Annotated in this window: 18 protein-coding genes; 7 read left to right on the top strand and 11 right to left on the bottom strand. The window is 50.2% G+C overall.

Annotated features, from left to right (window positions below):
* Positions 1 to 17 precede the first annotated feature (17 nt).
* From atwA to hemA, 4 genes are all read left to right on the top strand, one after another.
* Positions 18 to 1,610 carry a methyl coenzyme M reductase system, component A2 gene (gene atwA / locus FZP57_RS06745; protein ID WP_074359306.1) on the top strand — a complete coding sequence of 531 codons (1,593 nt, stop codon included), beginning with the start codon at positions 18 to 20 and terminating at the stop codon, positions 1,608 to 1,610.
* A 121-nt stretch (positions 1,611 to 1,731) separates the two neighbouring features.
* Positions 1,732 to 2,199, top strand: coding sequence for a methanogenesis marker 9 domain-containing protein (locus FZP57_RS06740; protein ID WP_074359305.1), 468 nt, complete (start codon positions 1,732 to 1,734; stop codon positions 2,197 to 2,199).
* Between the two features lie 12 nt (positions 2,200 to 2,211).
* Complete coding sequence (locus FZP57_RS06735; protein ID WP_191216114.1) at positions 2,212 to 2,835, top strand: bifunctional precorrin-2 dehydrogenase/sirohydrochlorin ferrochelatase; 624 nt, start codon at positions 2,212 to 2,214, stop codon at positions 2,833 to 2,835.
* Positions 2,832 to 4,025: a glutamyl-tRNA reductase gene (hemA, locus tag FZP57_RS06730; RefSeq protein WP_074359303.1), complete on the top strand. Its 1,194-nt coding sequence runs from the start codon at positions 2,832 to 2,834 to the stop codon at positions 4,023 to 4,025. The genes FZP57_RS06735 and hemA overlap by 4 nt, the downstream gene beginning before the upstream one ends.
* A 51-nt stretch (positions 4,026 to 4,076) precedes the next feature.
* Here the strand turns inward: hemA and FZP57_RS06725 are convergent, their stop codons facing one another.
* From FZP57_RS06725 to eif1A, 8 genes are all read right to left on the bottom strand, one after another.
* Complete coding sequence (locus FZP57_RS06725; protein WP_074359302.1) at positions 4,077 to 5,192, bottom strand: AAA family ATPase; 1,116 nt, start codon at positions 5,190 to 5,192, stop codon at positions 4,077 to 4,079.
* Between the two features lie 250 nt (positions 5,193 to 5,442).
* The gene (locus tag FZP57_RS06720; RefSeq protein WP_340222330.1) at positions 5,443 to 6,273 is read right to left on the bottom strand and encodes a deoxyribonuclease IV; all 831 of its coding nucleotides are present in this window, start codon (positions 6,271 to 6,273) and stop codon (positions 5,443 to 5,445) included.
* Between the two features lie 17 nt (positions 6,274 to 6,290).
* A complete protein-coding gene (locus FZP57_RS06715) occupies positions 6,291 to 7,304 on the bottom strand; it encodes a phosphorylating glyceraldehyde-3-phosphate dehydrogenase (protein WP_074359300.1) in 1,014 nt (337 codons plus the stop codon).
* A 310-nt stretch (positions 7,305 to 7,614) separates the two neighbouring features.
* On the bottom strand, positions 7,615 to 8,676 hold the full coding sequence (locus FZP57_RS06710) for a DNA topoisomerase IV subunit A (protein WP_074359299.1): 1,062 nt from the start codon (positions 8,674 to 8,676) through the stop codon (positions 7,615 to 7,617).
* Positions 8,669 to 10,243, bottom strand: coding sequence for a DNA topoisomerase VI subunit B (top6B, locus tag FZP57_RS06705; protein WP_074359298.1), 1,575 nt, complete (start codon positions 10,241 to 10,243; stop codon positions 8,669 to 8,671). The genes FZP57_RS06710 and top6B overlap by 8 nt, the downstream gene beginning before the upstream one ends.
* 178 nt (positions 10,244 to 10,421) lie before the next feature.
* On the bottom strand, positions 10,422 to 10,988 hold the full coding sequence (locus tag FZP57_RS06700; protein WP_074359297.1) for a KH domain-containing protein: 567 nt from the start codon (positions 10,986 to 10,988) through the stop codon (positions 10,422 to 10,424).
* Between the two features lie 42 nt (positions 10,989 to 11,030).
* On the bottom strand, positions 11,031 to 11,846 hold the full coding sequence (locus FZP57_RS06695; RefSeq protein WP_191216113.1) for a serine protein kinase RIO: 816 nt from the start codon (positions 11,844 to 11,846) through the stop codon (positions 11,031 to 11,033).
* A gap of 25 nt (positions 11,847 to 11,871) precedes the next feature.
* Positions 11,872 to 12,171: a translation initiation factor eIF-1A gene (gene eif1A, locus FZP57_RS06690; RefSeq protein ID WP_191216112.1), complete on the bottom strand. Its 300-nt coding sequence runs from the start codon at positions 12,169 to 12,171 to the stop codon at positions 11,872 to 11,874.
* Between the two features lie 153 nt (positions 12,172 to 12,324).
* On the opposite strand from eif1A, the gene glp reads away from it, so the two are divergent.
* On the top strand, positions 12,325 to 13,545 hold the full coding sequence (gene glp, locus FZP57_RS06685) for a gephyrin-like molybdotransferase Glp (protein ID WP_074359294.1): 1,221 nt from the start codon (positions 12,325 to 12,327) through the stop codon (positions 13,543 to 13,545).
* A 121-nt stretch (positions 13,546 to 13,666) separates the two neighbouring features.
* Here the strand turns inward: glp and cobK are convergent, their stop codons facing one another.
* From cobK to FZP57_RS06670, 3 genes are all read right to left on the bottom strand, one after another.
* Positions 13,667 to 14,458, bottom strand: coding sequence for a precorrin-6A reductase (gene cobK / locus FZP57_RS06680; RefSeq protein ID WP_074359293.1), 792 nt, complete (start codon positions 14,456 to 14,458; stop codon positions 13,667 to 13,669).
* 4 nt (positions 14,459 to 14,462) lie between these two features.
* A complete protein-coding gene (locus FZP57_RS06675; protein WP_074359292.1) occupies positions 14,463 to 16,958 on the bottom strand; it encodes a calcium-translocating P-type ATPase, PMCA-type in 2,496 nt (831 codons plus the stop codon).
* 180 nt (positions 16,959 to 17,138) lie between these two features.
* Positions 17,139 to 17,570 carry a UPF0146 family protein gene (locus FZP57_RS06670; protein WP_074359291.1) on the bottom strand — a complete coding sequence of 144 codons (432 nt, stop codon included), beginning with the start codon at positions 17,568 to 17,570 and terminating at the stop codon, positions 17,139 to 17,141.
* A 19-nt stretch (positions 17,571 to 17,589) separates the two neighbouring features.
* Between FZP57_RS06670 and rimI the strand changes: the two genes are divergently transcribed.
* Positions 17,590 to 18,093 (top strand): ribosomal protein S18-alanine N-acetyltransferase, encoded by a 504-nt coding sequence (gene rimI, locus FZP57_RS06665; protein ID WP_084531363.1) that lies wholly within the window; start codon positions 17,590 to 17,592, stop codon positions 18,091 to 18,093.
* 13 nt (positions 18,094 to 18,106) lie between these two features.
* Positions 18,107 to 19,189 carry a glutamine-hydrolyzing carbamoyl-phosphate synthase small subunit gene (gene carA / locus FZP57_RS06660; RefSeq protein WP_074359290.1) on the top strand — a complete coding sequence of 361 codons (1,083 nt, stop codon included), beginning with the start codon at positions 18,107 to 18,109 and terminating at the stop codon, positions 19,187 to 19,189.
* The last annotated feature ends 9 nt before the right edge of the window (positions 19,190 to 19,198 follow it).

Raw genomic sequence — 19,198 nt, 5'->3', positions numbered from 1 at the left:
TAGCAGAGGGTGAGCAAATGTTTTTTATAAAGCTGGAAAACGTCACAAAGAAGTTTAAGGATGTTGAGGTTCTCAGGGATATCAGCGTTGAGATCGAGGAGGGCAAGGTCCTCGGTATACTCGGCAGGAGCGGTGCGGGAAAGTCTGTGCTCATAAACATGCTCCGTGGTATGAAGGACTACCGGCCCGACAGCGGACGCGTAATCTACAGGGTGGCGGTGTGCCCTGAATGCCTCAGGGTGGAGCCACCATCCTTTGATGGAAGGCCCTGCCAGTGCGGAGCAAACTTCGCCCTCCAGGAAGTGGACTTCTGGAACTGCGATAAAAAGACATTTGCGGCTGTGAGGAGAAGAATAGCCATAATGCTCCAGAGGACCTTCGCCCTCTATGAGGATGACACGGTAATCGATAACGTCATAAAGTCAATGCCTGAACTCGAATACGAGGAGGCCCTCTACCGTGCACTGGATCTACTTGAGATGACCCAGATGAGCCACAGGATAACCCACATTGCCAGGGACCTCAGTGGTGGTGAAAAACAGAGGGTTGTCCTTGCAAGGCAGCTTGCCAAGGAACCGATGCTTTTCCTTGCAGATGAACCAACAGGTACCCTTGACCCCAGGACAGCGGAGCTCATACACGACGCCCTCATTGAGGGTGTTAAGGATAAGGGGATAACCATGATAATAACCTCCCACTGGCCCGAGGTCATGAGCGACCTTTCTGATTATGCCATATGGATTGATAAGGGCGAAATAGTGGAGGAGGGGGATCCTGAAACCGTAGTTGCCAGATTCATGGAGCAGGTCCCGGCTCCTGAAAAATCAAAGGAATTTGAACAGAAAAACCCCATAATAAGGATGGTTGATGTTAAGAAGCACTACTACTCCATTGACAGGGGTGTTGTGAAGGCCGTTGATGGTGTGGACCTCACCGTATATGAGGGTGAAATCTTCGGAGTGGTGGGCCTGAGCGGCGCAGGCAAAACAACCCTCTCCAGGATAATAATAGGTATAACTGAGCCAAGCAGTGGAAAGGTCTGCGTCAGGCTCGGTGATGAATGGATCGACATGACAGAGAAGGGACCCCTTGGCCGTGGCAGGGTAACACCCTACCTTGGAATACTCCACCAGGAGTACAGCCTTTACCCCCACAGGGACGTCCTGGGCAACCTCACAGAGGCCATAAGCCTTGAACTCCCTGCAGAGTTCGCCAGGATGAAGGCACTCTATGTACTCAGGGCCGTTGGATTTGATGAGGAGTATGCTGAGAACATCCTCGGCAAGTACCCTGATGAACTTTCAGGCGGAGAGAGGCACAGGGTTGCACTGGCCCAGGTACTTATAAAGGAGCCACGGATCATAATCCTTGATGAACCAACAGGTACCATGGACCCCATAACAAGGGTCCAGGTCACGGACTCAATTCTTAGGGCCAGGGAGGAGCTTAACCAGACCTTCCTTATAATATCCCATGACATGGACTTTGTCCTGGACGTCTGCGACAGGGCATCCCTCATGAGGGGTGGCAGGATCCTCAAGACAGGCGACCCTGAGGAAATTGTCGGTGAACTCACACCCGACGAGAAGATGAAGATGCTTAAGGAATAAACCCTATTCTTTTTTAAATTCAGAACCACAATTTATTTATTGCCAATCCTTATATGGATTAAAAGGATTCTCATGAACTGTTATTAACATATTTGGTATAATTAATAAAGGAGGATTTTGTTTGGTATGGAGCGATGCACCATCCCATGTATGCAGGGGTGGCGATAAAAGGGCGCTCACATTCTGCTGCCCACCAGTAAAACCATGTCCAATAACCATAGCCCTTGAGGAGGCTGATTTAACACCGCAGGATTACATTGAAATAAAGGAGGAGTTCGCCAGGAAGACAAGGCTGGGTGAAGGTCAGGGCACATGTTTCGGGTCCCTTGTATGGTGCTGCAAGCCGTCAAAACCATGCCCCCTCAGGGACATGGCAATGAAGAGGATCAACATGACGGTTGAGGAGTACATGGAACTAAAGAAGAAGCTTTCAGAGGCACTTGTTGGAACAGCAGGACCCGACACTGAAAGCGTGAAGGCCCTTGCAGAGGCCTTTGATGTATCCATGGATGAGGCAATGGATGCCATCAGGGAGGCTGACAACGACCTCAGAACAGCCATGAAGATACTGCGGATGAAATCCCTCTGATGGATGGTAAAAATGGCATGGACTCCCCTATACATGGACATGGACGGGAAGAGGGTCTTCGTCCTTGGTTCAGGGGAGGTTGGAATCAGGAGGGCCAGGAGGTTCCTTGAGGCAGGTGCAGAGGTGGTTGTGGCGGGCCCGCCGGCAGAACTTGAAGGAGCAAGGTTTGTTGAAATGGATAACCTTGAGTACTGGGTTGAATGGGCGGACCTGGTGGTGGTTGCAAGTCCTGACAGGGAACTGAATGATAGGGTGGCATCCTTTGCAGGTAAGAGGCTCCTGAACCGTGCAGACAGTCCACTGGAGGGGGATGTGATAGTCCCGTCAACCTTCATGGTGGGGGATGTTTCCATTTCAATATTCACGGGGACAAGGAGTCCCCTCATGGCAAGATACCTCAGGGAGAGGATTCAGGATGCCATCCAAACTGAGGATCTACTGATGATAGAGGTCCAGGATAGGGTCAGGAGGAAGATCCGGGAAGAATTCGATGATCACAGGGTCAGGAGGAGGATACTCTACAGGATATCAGAGGACCCTGAGTTAAAGGAGTATCTGAAGAAGCAGGACACCGAAGCAGCCCTTGAAAGGGCTTACACCATGATAGATGAATTCAGGAGGGGGGTTTTAAGATGATTCTCAACATAAGGGTGGATCATAAGACCTCGGATGTGGAGGAAATGGAACATGCATCGGGGGATATCCAGGAACTTGTGGCTGAACTGGAGGCTGCAGGGGTCGTTAAGGAGAAGATCCCCCTGGTGACCTGTAACCGTGTGGAGTACTATCTCTCTGCCGATAACATCCCTGAGGGATTTGATTTCAGGGGCTTCACCGTTGAAACCGATGAGGATGCCCTGAGACACCTCCTGAGATTGTCTTCAGGCCTTGAATCCATGATAATAGGTGAGGACCAGATACTCGGCCAGATAAAGACCGCCAGGATCAGGGCCCTCAGGGATGGTACCTGCGGCCCCCTCCTTGACATGATCTTCACCAAAGCCATTCATGTTGGACAGGCAGTAAGGCGGAAGACGGAGATAAACAGGGGCTCTGTGTCCATAGGATCCGCAGCAGTTGAACTTGCAGAATCCATACATGGAGACCTTAGGTGTAAGAAGGTCCTTGTTATCGGGGCCGGGAAAATGGGGACCCTTGTTGCAAGGGCACTTGCAGAGAAGCACCTGAAAGCCATAATGGTTGCAAACAGGACCTATGACCGGGCATATAACCTTGCATGTGAACTTGGAGGCGAGGCAATACACTTCGACCGCCTTAACGAGTCCCTCAGGGATGCTGATGTTGTTATAAGCGCCACCGGCTCACCACACCACATCCTCACCCTTGAACGTGTAAGGGAGGCTGTACCCCCTGAGCGCAGATCCAGGGTTGTCATGGTTGACATTGCAAACCCAAGGGATATAGAGGACTCTGTAAGGGAACTCGGGATAAGGGTTTTCAGTATAGATGACCTCAGGGGTGTGGCAGAGGAGAACAGAAGAAGAAGGGAAGCCGAGGCCCGGGAGGCCGAGAGAATAGTTGAGGACGAACTTGAACTCCTCCTGAGGTCCCTTAAACGCATGGTTGCAGACCCCCTGCTTGCTGAGATAAGAAGCCGGATGGAGGAGCTCCGCAGGAGGGAGCTTGAGAAGGCCGTGAAAATGATGGAAAATTCTGATGCTGACAGGGTTATGGATGACCTCACAAGGTCAATAGTTGATAAGATCTTCCATGATGTCGCCATCAGCATCAGGGAGGCTGCTGAAAGGGATGATGTTGAGTTTCTGAGGGCCTGTGCCGATATATTCGGCTGTGATTCTGTTTAGCCTCCTGGTGTGACTGCTGATATAGGTGTTCTTTGATCGGCATCATGATCTTCAGGCGAACATGTGCCTGGGTTCATCTGATTTTTTACGCTCTTTGAGTGAGTATTTAATATGTTCAGGTCGCACGGTTTCACTGTCCTCTGCAATGGCCCTGTGGAGGGCTGTTTTAAGCACCCGCTCCCTGATGTCCCTTCCTGACATGCCGCGGGTCAGTTTCACCAGACGTTCAACCGGGCACTCAACCCTCAGGGGCATGGTTTCAATGCATTTCTCAATCATAAGCCTTCTTTCATCATCCCCCGGGAGTTTAAACTCTATCTCCTCTTCAAAGCGACTTCTTATAGCATTATCAAGGAGTTCGGGGTTGTTGGTGGCCCCGATGGTTACAACACCCCAGTTATCATTTATACCATCCATCTCGGTTAGAAGGGCGTTTACAACCTCTGAAACATCCCCCCGGAGGGACTGGTACTTCCTGTCAAGGCCCACAGCATCCATCTCATCAATGAATATCACTGAGGGGGCTGTTTTTGATGCCAGTTCATAGAGTTCATGTATCTGCCTGGCACCATCACCCACATGTTCACCGATAAGACTCGTTGCCTTTATGAGGTAGAGGGGGACCTTTAACTCGTTTGCAAGGGACTTTGCAAGCATGGTTTTACCTGTACCTGGATGCCCGTGGAAGAGGACGTTTCTGGGGGCCCAGTCCCTGAAGCGATCAGGGTCCTCAAGGTACTTCATGATTATCCGGCACTTTACCTTGGCGTCCTCCTGTCCGATGACATCATCCATTCTTATGTTGCTTCTGACCTCATGGAACTCCTCCTTCTCATTCTCAAGGAGTATTATTGAGGTGTTCCCTGTGATCTTTGAACCGTCAGGGTGGGCCCTTATAATCTTGAATGCATAATCAGGGAGTAATTTCTGGTCAAAGAGGTAGGAGCCCTCCCTTGCAGTGAATCCCTCCCACTGGTCCCTGGCATAGAGTTCAAAGAGTTCCTTGTTAACCACGTCTATCCTCGGGGCCTCCATAAGGTTGCATACAAAGGGGTATCCAACCGGTTGAAGCACAATCAGCTTGGCCTCCCTTTCAGGTTCAGGGGCCATAACAGGGAACTTTTTATCAGATAGCTGGGATTCATGGATTATGTTATTGAATTTCACCACATCACCTGTTCTTCAGAAGAAGCTTCTGATACTGTGATATCCTCAAGAAATAGACTCATCATATAGAAATTGTTGCTGGTGGTGTATAAAGTTTTAGGTAATGGAGAGATTCATGCCGCAATTGCTGCAGTCACAGGTCGGGGCACGGCTCTTAAAATTAAACATTAAGGTTGGATGTTGGGGGTGTTATTTCTTATTGGAGGTTTTTTGTGAGGGTTTCTATCTGGTGGCATGGTTTTATCTTTTATCAGAGGTATCCGCCCAGGATCTCCTTTATTCTAACAGCGTCCCTGTCCTTCTGGGGTGTCTCTGAGATTATGGTGGCATCCCATCCGCACTCCACCAGGACCCTGATGAGGGGCTCTACCGGCGGACCGAAGTCCTCTCTGAGTGTATGGTGCCTCCTCTCCCCGGCGTCGGTGTACTCTATTGCCGTGAAGTGACAGTGGAGGTGATCCATGCCGAGGCGGTCCTCTATCGTATCAAGTATCCTGAGGTAATCTGAGGCACCCTCTATACAGCCACCACCCCTTGCATGTATATGGGCGAAGTCAACTGTGGGTTTTATGTTATCGAATTCTTCAGAGAACCCTATTATCTCACCGAGACTCCCCACCTGTGATTTCTTACCGGTGGTTTCAGGTGCAAGGGTGAAGTCCCTTAGACCGGCATCATGGAGTTCATCGATGAGAGTCCTTAGGGATTCCCTGCACATTTCAAGGGCCTTCCTTCTGCCATGTTTACCGTAGAACCCTGCATGGAACACAACCCTGTAGGCACCCATCCAGTCAGCTGCAACCACGCAGTCAAAGAGCCTTTCAATGGATTTTTTAACGGTTTCCTCCTGGTGGGAGGACAGGTTGATGTAGTATGGTCCGTGCATGGAAACAAGGACATCATTCCTTCTGGAGTTCTCATGGATAAGGAGCGCATTCTTTTTCTTTAATCTGAGCCCGTAGGTGGCCTGGTATTCATAGGCGTCCAGTCCCATTGACCTTAGCCTTCTGAAAACATCCACTGCACTGCCCCGGTAACCTACAGGGTTTCCTGCAGGCCCTACTCTTATCAAAACAGACACCAAAAAAATTAGGGTGGTTAGAGTATGCCCATGGCCCTGTTGGTCTTTCTGATGGACTTCATGTTGTCATCTTCAACTTCAAGGAGGGCCCTTATGGCATCCACGCTCTCAGGGACGGCATCTGATTCCTGGTGGACCGCCTGCATGTAGAAGAGTTCGCCGTCCACAACGTTTATGGATTCCTCCCATACAGGTATCTCGAAGAGGTCGTTCCTGGACCTTCCGAGTTCCTTGGCGTACTCCATTATCTCAGCAGTTGATGCAAGACCCTCGGATGTCCGTACGAGCATCACCCTTGTTGTTTCATCGAGCCGGGCCTTTATCTCATCGGCATCCACAGGGTCTTCCAGTTCCACCATTATGTTGTGCTGGTGCATGAGTGTGGTTGGAACCAGGAGGGCCACTGTGTGGATGTTCACGCCCTTCATGACGGTTTTAAGGTCTGGTCCGTGGTGTGATGGCACTGTTGGAGGGTTGGGTACTATGGCATTTATGGGTCCCTTACCCACCTGCACAGGGTCAGCCCCCCTTCGCACCATGACTGCGCGGACCTTCTTTATGCCGCAGAGGTCGTCTATGGGTTTGAGTGTCCTGCAGAGTCCTGTTGTGTTGCATGAGACCACACGGGTGTATTCGGCGCCAAGGGAATCCTCATAGTTCGCAAAGGAGTTGAAGGAGAGTCCTATGGCATCATGTTTTTCACCGCCCTGGAATATGGCCTTTATACCCTTCTTACGGTACATCTCAAGGTTCTTTGCACCTATACCCTCGGGTGTTGCATCCACGACGATGTCGGCTTCCTCAAGCATATCCTCAACGGTACCGCTTACAGGGATCCCTGCCTCATCAAAGAGCTTTTCACGTTCAGGGATGCTTATGTAGAGGTCGTAACCCTTCTCAACTGCAACCCGTGCCTCAAAATCAGGTTTTGTCTTGCTGACACCCACAACCTTCATATCGTCCTGGGCAGCTACGGCATCAGCAACTCTCTTTCCTATTGTCCCATACCCGTTAATGGCTACAGATATCATTTAAAAAAACCTCCTGCCTCCTGAAACCTCTCTGATCCCAGGAGAGCCTCTTTCAGTTTAAAGGTTCAGTTTAATAAATATTTGGACGGGTTCTTTTATATAATTTTATCTCAGCGGCAGCTGCCTTATGGATACCATACATGCTGTTTGAATGTTGTTATCTCGGGTGTCGGCTGCCCTTATACCATGCTGATTCTTCCCCTAAATTATACTTCAAAAAATAGCGCCAGGGTTCTGATGGGTTACATGCTGTTCGGGATGTAACCGTGCACCCTTTTAGAAAAAAAATAAAGGGTGGGGTTGTGGATGGTTACTGGTTCTCCACGGCTTCAAGTTTCTCGGGGAGATATGTGTCCACAACGTACTCAAGACCGTACTTTGAGAAGGACTGCTGTTCCGCCTTCTTACCTATCTTGAGCATCTTCTTGATCTCAACCTTCCAGAAATCATCCCTGTACCTCGGATCCTTGAGGAGTTCCTTCAGCCGCAGGACATCGATGTCCTTGAGGGGATCGGTTGGAAGGTCATAGTTTATTATGTCACTTGCTGTAACACCGAGGAACCTTGCATCGGGTGTTGCAAGCTGATGGTTGACGTGGGCAAGCTTCGCACTCCCTGAGATGATAACCATTGCAATATGGAATCCCCAGGGGTCTCCGTCGTTACAGATGTATACCGGGAGGTTGAGTTCCTCGTTGACCCTCTTGATGAACCTCCTTGTTGCCCTTGCAGCCTGACCCTTGAGTCCGACTATGAGGGCATCGAACTTCTTGTAGGCCTTCTCCTGGACCAGACGGTGGAACATACCCATTGTCTCCACTGCAATCACACGTTCCACGTCATGGTCAACGAATTCAACCTCATCAATTGTCGGGGATATATTGTAACCTGACTTACCTGACCTGAGGGCGTTTATCTCGATATCGCCTTCACGGACCGTTAGCTCCCCGTAAACTGATGCCCCGTCCTCTTCCGGCATGAGGCCCAGGTCCTCCCTTGTCATCCCCAGGGTGACCTCCAGGTCCTCACCGACTATGTTTGACTCCTGCTGGTCTGCGAAGTCCACTTCCCATCCCTCTGAGATGTAGTAGAGCTCCCTGAGGGTTGCGGTCTTCTGCCTGGCTACAAGGTCCTTGCAGAAGTTTGCAGTGTAGAGCATCTGACCTATCTTCTTTATCTGCTTAACGTTACCAAGTGACCTTGTACCGTAACGGTCTCCAAGGACGTAGTGTCTCCTGTTCTCATCATAGATGATGTTTGATGTGCCCCTTGAGGGGACCTTTATCTTTGGAATCTTTCCAGCCTGGACATCCTCAAGTATCATGTCACCGAGGCTTTTGAGTTTGTTAATGGCAATTTCACGTCTATTCATTCAGTGATTCCCCCAGTATTTCCAGTTTTGCTCTTCTTGTAACCTTATCAAGGAGTTCCCTGTAATCGGGTGCTTCACGTTCTGCAAGGAGCGCTGCCTGCTTTATTATAACGGGGACGTAGGTCTCGAAGACCCTGGCCCTCTGGGCCTCCTCCTTGGCTGCCTTCTTCTTCCTGAGGTACTTCTGCAGTTTCCTTGCAACGATCATGGTGGCCTGCCTGATCTCATGGAGTATCTCAGGCTCGGGTGCTATGCTCTGTTTACCTGTTGAGAGGTAGGGGACGTTGGTGGAGACAACGTTCACAAAGATGGTGAGGGGTGTGCTCTCAAGGTCCCTTATACCGTACCGTTTCCAGTCAAGGCTCTTGATACCCTCTGTTATTGCACAGCTACCCGCATCAAAGGTGAGGGGCACCCTGTTGGCGAACCTCATTATCTCGGCCTTCCTCTGGTCACCCACAAGCCTTCCTGAGTTACCGCCGTAGGCTATACCCGCCTCGACTATGAATGCAATACCACCCCTGTAGGTCTTGGGTTTCCTTGTTACTGTGGCCGTGAATTCAGGGTCCAGTATCTCACGCATACCCTTCTCAATCTGGTCCTCACCTATGGGTATGAGGCCTGAGGTCGGAGGGGCCATGAAGTTCATCTTCTTGAAGGCCTCAACTATCCTCTCGGCCTCCTCCCACTTCATGTCCTTGGGCCTCTTGTTGAGGTCTATCCCTGTCAGCTCCTCAAGTTCCTTCACCTTCTTGGCAGACATCCTTGAGAGGTTGCTTGTTAGCATGCTCCTGAATCTTCTCTTCTCGGTGTGCTTTGCCATGAATATGAGGTCGTCTGCGGTCACACCCCATGGGTGCGGCAGGACCTCCTTGGGGAGGGGTGGGACGATGTCTGATGCCCGGTTGAAGACGTAGCGGTTTCCTGCTGGGTCATTGAACACTATCTTTGCATGGGGGTTGGCTATCATTGTCCTTCTTATGTATTCATATGCGCCCTGCTCTGATAGTGAATATGAAACGTCCTTGAAGTGGAGTTCTATGCACACACCCGTACCTTCAACCTCCACATCCTCCCTTTCAAGGATGAGTCCCTGGTTCTTCTTCACATCCATCTTGAGGGACATCTTGACCCCGCGTAGCTCCCCGTTTTCCCTGGTACCTGATATGACCTTTACCGGTTTACCTGTGGTCATCTGGGACAGGAGGACGCATCCACTGCACCCGAGCCCCTGCTGTCCCCTTGACTGGATGTTACGGAACTTTGACCCGGCGAACATGGTACAGAACACCTTTGGTATGTACTTCTCGGGTATTCCGGGTCCGTTGTCCTGGTGTCTGAGGATGTAGTGATCTTTACCCACCCTTTTGAGGTCTATTTTTATTTCAGGGAGTATACCTGCCTCTTCGGCAGCATCAAAACTGTTTGTTATCAGTTCATGGAACACTATCGTCAGTGACCTTATTTTACCGGAGAATCCAAGCATCTGCTTGTTTTTCCTGAAGAATTCTGATGGTGTGAGTTCCTGAAAACCTTCATCAAAGAGATCTAAAGCCTGCCTAGCCAAAAAGCTGCCTCCTTATTATTTTTAAAACTGTTAATACTTGCAGTATGCACTCTTCATATGTATATCTCTGTAGCATGTAACATATAAACTTATACCTATATATGGGGCTGTTTAGGTTGTGGCATTCTGGAGGTGTCGATTAAAATTATTGAAGATAACCTCCATGAAAATAGAAGTTTCACATGAACTTAACGCCTTCCTGAAACTCCTTCATCTTCATTTCCTGTTTCTTCTTTTCAAGGAATGCGTAGACAGATTTGTGCCTGGCCCCATTGAGTATCATTTCAACGGCTTCCCTTGCAACTGAAAGCTTTTCAAACTCCCCTATCAGTGCAACGGTTTTTCCATAGACCGACATGTCCACGCCTGTCATATCATGAATTATCTTCCGTGTTATACCACCACGGCCTATAACACGCCCCTTCTGCCTTGCTATGGCCTTCTTTGACTTACCCACATAGTCGGTGATTTTTATGATGTCAAGTGCAACGTCATCATCAAGGAGCTTGAGGGCTATTTCCGGGTTGAAACCACGGCCTATTGCCTTAACGATGTTCCTGGCCTTCCAGGGTGATAGGGGATCTTCGAGTTCATCCTGGGGTATGAGGGTAACCGCACCGGTTTCGCTGTCAATTTCAAGTTCTGTCTGGGTTAAACGTTCTATCCTGGCTTTAACCTCGCCATTTTTACCTATTAAAACTCCAACCCTTTCGCGGGGTATTTTAAGATATTCCTCGCTGGGCATTTGATTCACCTCAATGAAATAAATGATTAACTGTTAGGGTAACTAATCCTTTCTGGTTATCTGCTTCATTATCTCACTGCCATTTACAGACAGCCCTATCCTTCCAAAGTCCCTCACAATATTTTCAACATCCCTTTCAAGGAGCTCGGGGGCCAGGGGGTGTTCAAGCACCATTGCCTGGGATACATCTATTATTACAGGTTCACCCCCGTGGTTGAGGATATTGAAGAATGATAGATCACCGTGCACAAGCCTAGCACGTGTATAGAGGAGGTGCATGTACTCGACTATACGCTCAAGGACTCCCTCAGGATCTTCAGGCGGGGCCTCCCTCATTGTGGGTGCAGGAGCACCGTCATCCCCTATGAACTCCATTATCAGGATATTGTCCCTTGCAACAGTGGGTTCAGGGACACGGACACCGGCCTCATGGGCCCTTTTAAGGTTCCGGAATTCCTTGTTGACCCATGCCTGGACAAGCTGGCGTTTATTTGTTGTCCTCACCCTGAAGCGGGGGTCGCCCTGGATATAATACTGCATCTTCCTGAAGTCGGATGTGGAGACCCTGTAGATCTTAACCGCAACGAATTCATCACTCTCGGTGATGCCCTTGAAGACGTTGGCCTCCTTTCCGGTGCTCACGGCACCGTTGAGGACCGACAGGTAACCTGCATTTGCAAGCTTGTAGAGTGTCTTGAGGGTGAGCTCATCGAAGACCTCGCTTCCAACACGCCTGTCTTCAACGCTCTTAAGCCTCTTCTCGGCCTCCATCCTTCCAAGGTCAGAGTCAGCCCTGTCCACAGCCCTCGACTTAAGGGCCCTTAATTCAGGTGCGCTTCCAGCTTTTTCAGGATCCATCAAAATCAACTTCTAAAAGAAACCATTAAAGTTTAAGGTAGCCCTTCCTTTCAAGCCAGTTTGACTCTGTACGGGTGTATCTCCATACAACATCTGCCTTTTCATCGCTCTGGAATTTCCAGGGCTTTACAAGTACAACATCGCCTTCACGGATCCATATACGTTTTTTCATTTTCCCAGGGATCCTGCCAAGCCTGATATGGCCATCCGCACACCTTACCTTGAGTTTACCGTGCCCCATTATCTGTTCAACAACTCCGGGTATCTCACCCTTCCTGGGTGTTCTAACACGCCTGACTTCCTGTGTCTGATGTCCTCTACTCAAATACTCTCCTCCTGATTTTTTTAGTTGATTAACTTTGATTAGGGGAATTAAAATCCTTGTCTGCCAATCAAAGAAATAGACACTATAATTTATACCCATCAAGATATAAATAAATTGCTTAGGTATTCAGTACAACTCATTCATGGTGATTACATGGGAACAGAATTTCTTGAAATAATTGATGTTGATGATGCAAGGATGATCATAGGCGAACTGGTGGATGAACTCTACAGCAGAGGCTCTGAAGTGGTTGAAATCGGTGATGCAGCAGGAAGAGTCCTTGCAGTGGACGTGGAAAGCCCCATTGACCTTCCACCCTTTGACAGGGCATCCAGGGACGGGTATGCTGTTGTGGCAGCAGACACATTTGGGGCAGGGGATGAGAACCCGGTAAGGCTTAAGTGCATCGAGATGGTTGAGGCAGGGTCAATACCATCCCTCAGGGTTACGGAGGGGTTCTGCACCCGTATAAGTACAGGGGCACCGGTGCCTGAGGGTGCTGATGCCATCGTGATGGTGGAGTACACCGAAGCCGATGGCGATGATGTCTTCATCTATCGCCCCGCATACCCCTCACAGCATATAGGTGCAAGGGGCTCCGACATAAAGGAGGGGGAGATCCTGCTCCATTCAGGAACACTCCTTTCCCCGGATAAGGTGGCGGCCCTCTCTGCTGCAGGCATCTCCAGTGTCAGGGTCATCTCTGAGCCATCTGTTTACGTGATATCCACAGGGAACGAGCTTATAGGGCCATCAGAAACACTTGAACCGGGAAGGATATTTGACTCCAATTCAGCGGGAATTGCAGCGGCCCTGGAGGAGGCAGGGTGTTCCGTGATACATGGAGGTATAGTCAGGGATGATCATCATGAACTCAGGGAAGCCATCTCCCGGGGCGTTGAGGAGGCAGACCTTGTTATAACCTCAGGAGGCACATCTGCAGGTACGGGTGACGTGCTCTCGGATGTCCTTGAGGAACTTGGGGAGGTCCTCATCCACGGCATATCCATGAAACCAGGTAAACCTACAATAGTGGGTGTGGTATCCGGGAAGATTGTGATAGGACTCCCGGGGTTCCCTGTGGCAGCCCTCCTTGTTTTCAAATCACTCATAGACCCATTCCTGAGGAAGCTTTCAGGGATGAAAGCTTCAGAGGAATCAGTTAAGACATTCAAACTCTCTGAGAGGTTCCATTCATCCAAGGGGCGGGTCCAGTATGCCCTTGTAAGGGTTGATGGAGGATACGCCCACCCCATCTTCAGGGACTCAGGCGCCATAGCATCCCTTGCACAGGCAGACGGGTACATTGAGATACCAAAAAACGTTGAGATACTACATGAGGGGGAGGATGTCCAGGTATTCCTCTTTGAATAGCAGGGTCATGATTTCAGGACGTGTTTGCTGTGCCAGGAACCGATAGCAGTTCCAGTCCCAGTATCATTTTATTCATGGGGTTTGCGCCCCACGGACCCATCTCCTGCTGATGGACTGGATCTCAGGGCCCATCGCCCTTCAGGGATGAGAGAACACCCTCAACATACTCCACCAGGTCTTCAGGGTCACTGAACACGGCTTCACCCTCAAGATCGACACTGGGCCTTTCAACGAGTATCACGGGTATCCCCAGCTCATTCGCAGCCCGCACCTTCTCCTTAAGACCCCCTGTTTCTCCACTGTCCTTTGTTATGACGGCACCGGCACCGTAATCCCTGAGGAGGGCCCTGTTCAGCTCCACCGAGAAGGTCCCCTGCATTGCTATGATGTTCCTGCCGGGGACGCCAAGTTTCCTGCAGGCCTCAATGGATGGGGTGTAGGGGAGTACACGTACAGCGACCCTTTCAGGTCCAAGGACCCCGGTTACTTCAGGAAGGGTTGAAACACCTGCAAGGTGCATCACAACCTCACCATCATCAAGTAGTGATGATGCAAGCTCAGCAGCCTCCCTGAATGTCCCGACCCTTATCACTTCCCCGGCGTCCACAGGGGGCCTCTCAAACCTCACGTACACAGCCCCTGTTTCATGGCAGGCCTTCAGGGCGTTCCAGGTGGCCCTCACAGCAAAGGGGTGGGTTGCATCAACAAGAACACCCGCCCCCTTCTCCTCTATGAGTTCACAGAGCTCTTTTTCAGTGAGGGGACGGGATACAGTTTCTGATGCACCGGATATCCCTGCAAGTTCGGCGCCGTAGTCAGTTGTTGCCGTTGCTGTAACTTCAACTCCCCTTTCACTGAGTTTCCCTATTATCCTCCTTGCATCGGCGGTCCCTGCCATTACAATGACCCTCATCTTCTCACCTTTGATCAGCGAATCTCAGGACAGCCTCCATTATAAGGATGAGGGATGCCACAAGGACTATGAGGACCCAGTCCATGGCGGTGAGGGGCACGGTCCTGAAGATTCCCTCAAGGGGTCCCAGGTAAACGACAAGGAGCTGGAGGATGAGGGATGCCGCAACAGCGACGATAAGGGTCCTGTTTGACAGTCCGGTCCTTGATTTGCAGTTGAACACGTTGAATATCTGGAACATTACGAATACCGTGAATGCAACGGTCATGGCCCTGGCTGTCCCTGCACCAGTGGACAACATGTAACCGTAGAGTCCGAGTGTACCCGCGGCCATAACAGCACCTGCAAGGATTATCCTCAGGAGGTTCCTTCCAGGGAGTATGTCCTCGCGTTCAGGCTTCCTTAACATTATATCTGCTTCAGGGGGTTCAACACCCAGGGACTGTGCAGGGGGACCATCCATTATTATGTTTATCCAGAGTATCTGTATGGGGTTGAAGGGGACCGGTATGTTGACGAGGGAGGCGGATACTATTGTGAGTATGGCCCCAACGTTTGTTGAGAGCTGGAATTTAACGAAGCGCCTTATGTTGTCGAATATGGTCCGCCCCTCCCTGACAGCCCGGACTATGGTTGCGAAGTTATCATCCTGGAGGACCATGTCAGATGACTCCCTGGCCACATCGGTGCCGCTCCCCATGGCAACACCTATCGCCGCCTTTTTGAGTGCCGGGGCGTCGTTCACACCGTCACCCGTCATTGCAACAACATGTCCCCTGCCCTGAAGGGCCTCAACTATCCGGACCTTCTGTTCAGGGAAGACCCTTGCATAGACCTTCACATCCTCCACAACATCCATGAATTCCCGGTCATCCATCCCGTCAAGTTCCCTGCCGGTAAGGGCCAGGCCGTTCTCCATGAGGCCCAGTTCCCTCGCTATTGCCACTGCAGTGTCCTTATGGTCACCTGTTATCATAACAACCTTTATACCGGCCTTCTTACAGGTTTCTATGGCCTCAGCAGCCTCCTTCCTTGGGGGGTCCATCATGCCGATAAGGCCCACGAATACAAGGTTCCTTTCATCCTCTTCATCATCAGGGAGCCTCCTGTATGCAAGGGCAAGGACCCTCAGGGCCTTTGAGGTCATCTCATCAAGCCTTGAGAGCCATTCTTTCACTTCTTTATCCTCAAGGGGCCTTACAGCACCTTCCTCGTCGATGTAGCTGCACCTTTCAAGCACGATCTCAGGGGCGCCCTTGACAAGGAGGTAGCGCCCATCTTCGAACCGGTTTACGGTACTCATACGCTTCCTTGTACTGTCCAGGGGGATTTCCATGAGCCTGGGATAGTTCTTCTCAAGTTCCTCCCTCCTGTAACCGTGTTCCTCTGCGAACATGAGTATCGCTGCATCTGTAGGGTCCCCTATGGCCCTTTCACCTGATATGGTGGCGTTGTTGCAGAGGGCGCATATAAGGAGACCCATCTCCTCTGAGGTGATCTCTGATTCCCTCACGGTCATCCGGTTGTGGGTGAGTGTACCTGTCTTGTCAGTGCAGATCACAGAACAGGAGCCAAGGGTCTCAACTGCAAGGAGCCTTCTTACAATGGCGTTGCTCCTTGCCATGCGCTGCATGCCCAGTGCAAGGGTGAGGGTCAGTATTGCAGGGAGGCCCTCGGGTACGGATGCAACGGCCAGTGAAACCGCTGTCATGAAGGTCTCCACCAGGGGGATTCCCTTCAGGAATTGAAGACCGAAGACAAGGGCACAGACGACCACAGCTATTAATCCAAGGTTTTTCCCGAGGGATGCTATCTTCTCCTGGAGGGGTGTTCTACCTTCCTCTTCCTGTATCATCTCGGCAATCCTACCGATGGATGTATCCATACCCACAGCGATGACGGCACCCTTTCCCCGCCCGGATACAACGTTGGAGTCCATGAAGGCAAGTACATCCCTCTCGTCTTCAGGGTTTTCACAGGTCTTCTGGACGGGTATGGATTCACCTGTAAGTGCTGACTCATCTATCCTGAGGTCATAGGCCTCTATGAGCCTCAGGTCTGCAGGCACATTGTCCCCTTCCTCTATGACAACAATGTCACCGATGGTCAGTTCAGAGGAGGGTATCCTTGCGGGTTTACCATCCCTTATGACAACAGCCTCGGTTGATACGAGGCCCTTCAATTTTTCCATTGCCTTCTCGGCACGGTATTCCTGTATAAACCCTACAGTGGCGTTAACAACCACAACGAACAGTATGACTGCAGAGTCAAGCACATCACCCACAAGGTATGATGCCACGGCAGCCAGAATAAGCAGTATTATAAGTATATCCATGAACTGGGTCAGGAACAGCTTCAGTGGTCCGGCCTTTTTCTCCTCAACCAGTTCATTCCTACCATACCTTTCAAGTCTTTTACTGGCTTCCAGGGAGCTTAAACCATCCTCTGATGTTTCAAGTTCCCTCAGAACGTCCTTTATACTCATCTTAGCCCATTTCATTTTGAACACTTGAATGTGTTTTTTTCTGGAAAACTGATAAGCAGAATTATTCTGCGTTTAGCATCATGAATATTATCAATTATATGTATTATATCTTGGGTGGATACTGGGTTCATCATGGCTTATTTAGTGCCGCCGAGGAAGTTCCAAGATAGACCGAAGAATATTTCAGGGGTTTCATCATGGCTTATTTGCACCCGGCTGATGAGCCCGGGGATTTTCAGGGAGCGGTTTGTACTCATAGAAGAATGTTCTCTGAAAGTTCACAAGCTTCATCCTTTTAGGGGTGACTATATCCTCCCCTGTAAGTGGTTTAATTATCAGGCGGGCCCCTGCAGCATCGGCAACCCTCATGAGGGGGGCGTGAAGTTCAGCCGGCGGCCTTATGGAGTATATGAGGCTCGCCCCCCTGTAAATGTCCATCCTCGGGGATGTTACATCATCTTCAATGATGCCCCCATGGGAAGGTTTAATATCTGTTAGTATCAAATCAATTTTTGAATGTTTCCGGATATGCTCTGAAACATCAAGGAACCTTCCGGCACCAACCTCAACAACCCGGGCGCCGGGTTCGCAGCTTCTGATTATGTAGATTGCAAGGTCTTTCCACATGGTACCAACGGAGATACAGATGATAATAAGAGAATTCAAGCCCCAGGACCTTAAAAGGGTCCTTGAGATCGAGAAGGCATCCTTCAGGGATCCGTACCCCGCCAACCTCCTTAGGGACATCTACAACCTTGGAGCAGGCTTTCTGGTTGCTCAGGAGGACGGTAAGGTAGTGGGATTCATAATCTTCTGGATCCGCTTTGAGGATGAAGGTCATATTATTTCACTTGCAGTGGATAAAGATTACCGTCGCCGGGGTGTTGGAAGGGAACTGGTGAGGATGACCATAAGTATATTTGAAAAATTTCACATTAAAAATATTAAGCTGGAGGTAAGGGCAGAGAACAGGGTAGCCATAAGTTTCTACAGGTCCCTTGGATTCAGGGAGGAGAAGATTATAAGGGACTACTATGAGGATGGGGAGGATGCGGTGGTAATGACAATGGATATATCTGAACCAGGAGTTAAGAGGAGGTCTGCAGGCGCAGATCAGTTACGATCATCATTAAACCAGGAAGAATCATGATTATGGTGGTGAAATGTTTAAAGAAGCAAAACTCGCCTTGGAAGATGGCACTATACTTAGAGGAGAAGCCTTCGGATTCGAAACAGTCACAACAGGGGAAGTTGTTTTCGCAACAGGCATGACGGGCTACGTGGAGTCGCTCACGGATCCATCATACAAGGGCCAGATACTCATGCCAACCTATCCCCTTCAAGGTAATTATGGTGTATCAGAGGAATGGTACCAGTCAGACGGTATAAAGGCCGAGGGCCTTATCGTAAGGGAGGAATGCAGAGCACCCTCACATGAACTCTCCCAGAAGACCCTCTCAGAGTTCCTGGAGGAGTACAGGATCCCAGGGATCTCAGGGATAGATACAAGGGCGCTCACAATAAAAATCAGGGACAAGGGGGCAATGAAGGGGGCCCTGGCCACTGAAGAAATAGATGATGAGGAGCTCCTTGAACTTGCGGTTAACCAGCCGGACATAACAGAGATTGACCTTGTGGATAAGGTCTGTGTGAAGGAACCCGTGTTCATGAATGAGGATGCAGGAAGGAGGGTGGTTATAGTTGACTGCGGTATAAAGAGGAACAGTATAAACGCCCTCCTCAGGAGGGATGTGGGTGTTGTCATCGTACCCTACACCATGGAACCCGAAGAGATCATGGACCACGACCCCGACGCCCTCCTGATTTCAAGCGGACCAGGGGACCCAACAAGGGTCAGGGAGGCAATAGAGGCTGTTAAAAGACTATCCAGCCGCCTCCCGGTATTCGGGATCTGCCTTGGACAGCAGATAATCTCCCTGGCCTTCGGAGCAAGGATTTACAAGATGAAATTCGGGCACCGGGGAGTGAACCAGCCTGTCAAGGACCTCAGGACAGGTGAGGTTTCAATAACCTCCCAGAACCATGGCTTCACGGTTGACCCATCATCGGTTGAGGGCACCGATATTGAGATAACCCAGATGAACCTCAACGATAAAACACCCGAGGCCATAGAGCACAGGGAACTGCCCGTGTTCAGTGTCCAGTATCACCCTGAAGCAGGGCCGGGGCCTCATGATACAGACAGCATCTTTGACAGATTCGTGAATGTGATGAAGGAATACTGACCTTAAGTG

It is taken from the genome of Methanothermobacter sp. THM-1, assembly GCF_009914355.1.
Lineage (GTDB): Archaea > Methanobacteriota > Methanobacteria > Methanobacteriales > Methanothermobacteraceae > Methanothermobacter > Methanothermobacter wolfei.
The sequence above is the reverse complement of the archived record's forward strand: the minus strand, read 5'-3'. Positions and strand labels throughout refer to the sequence as shown.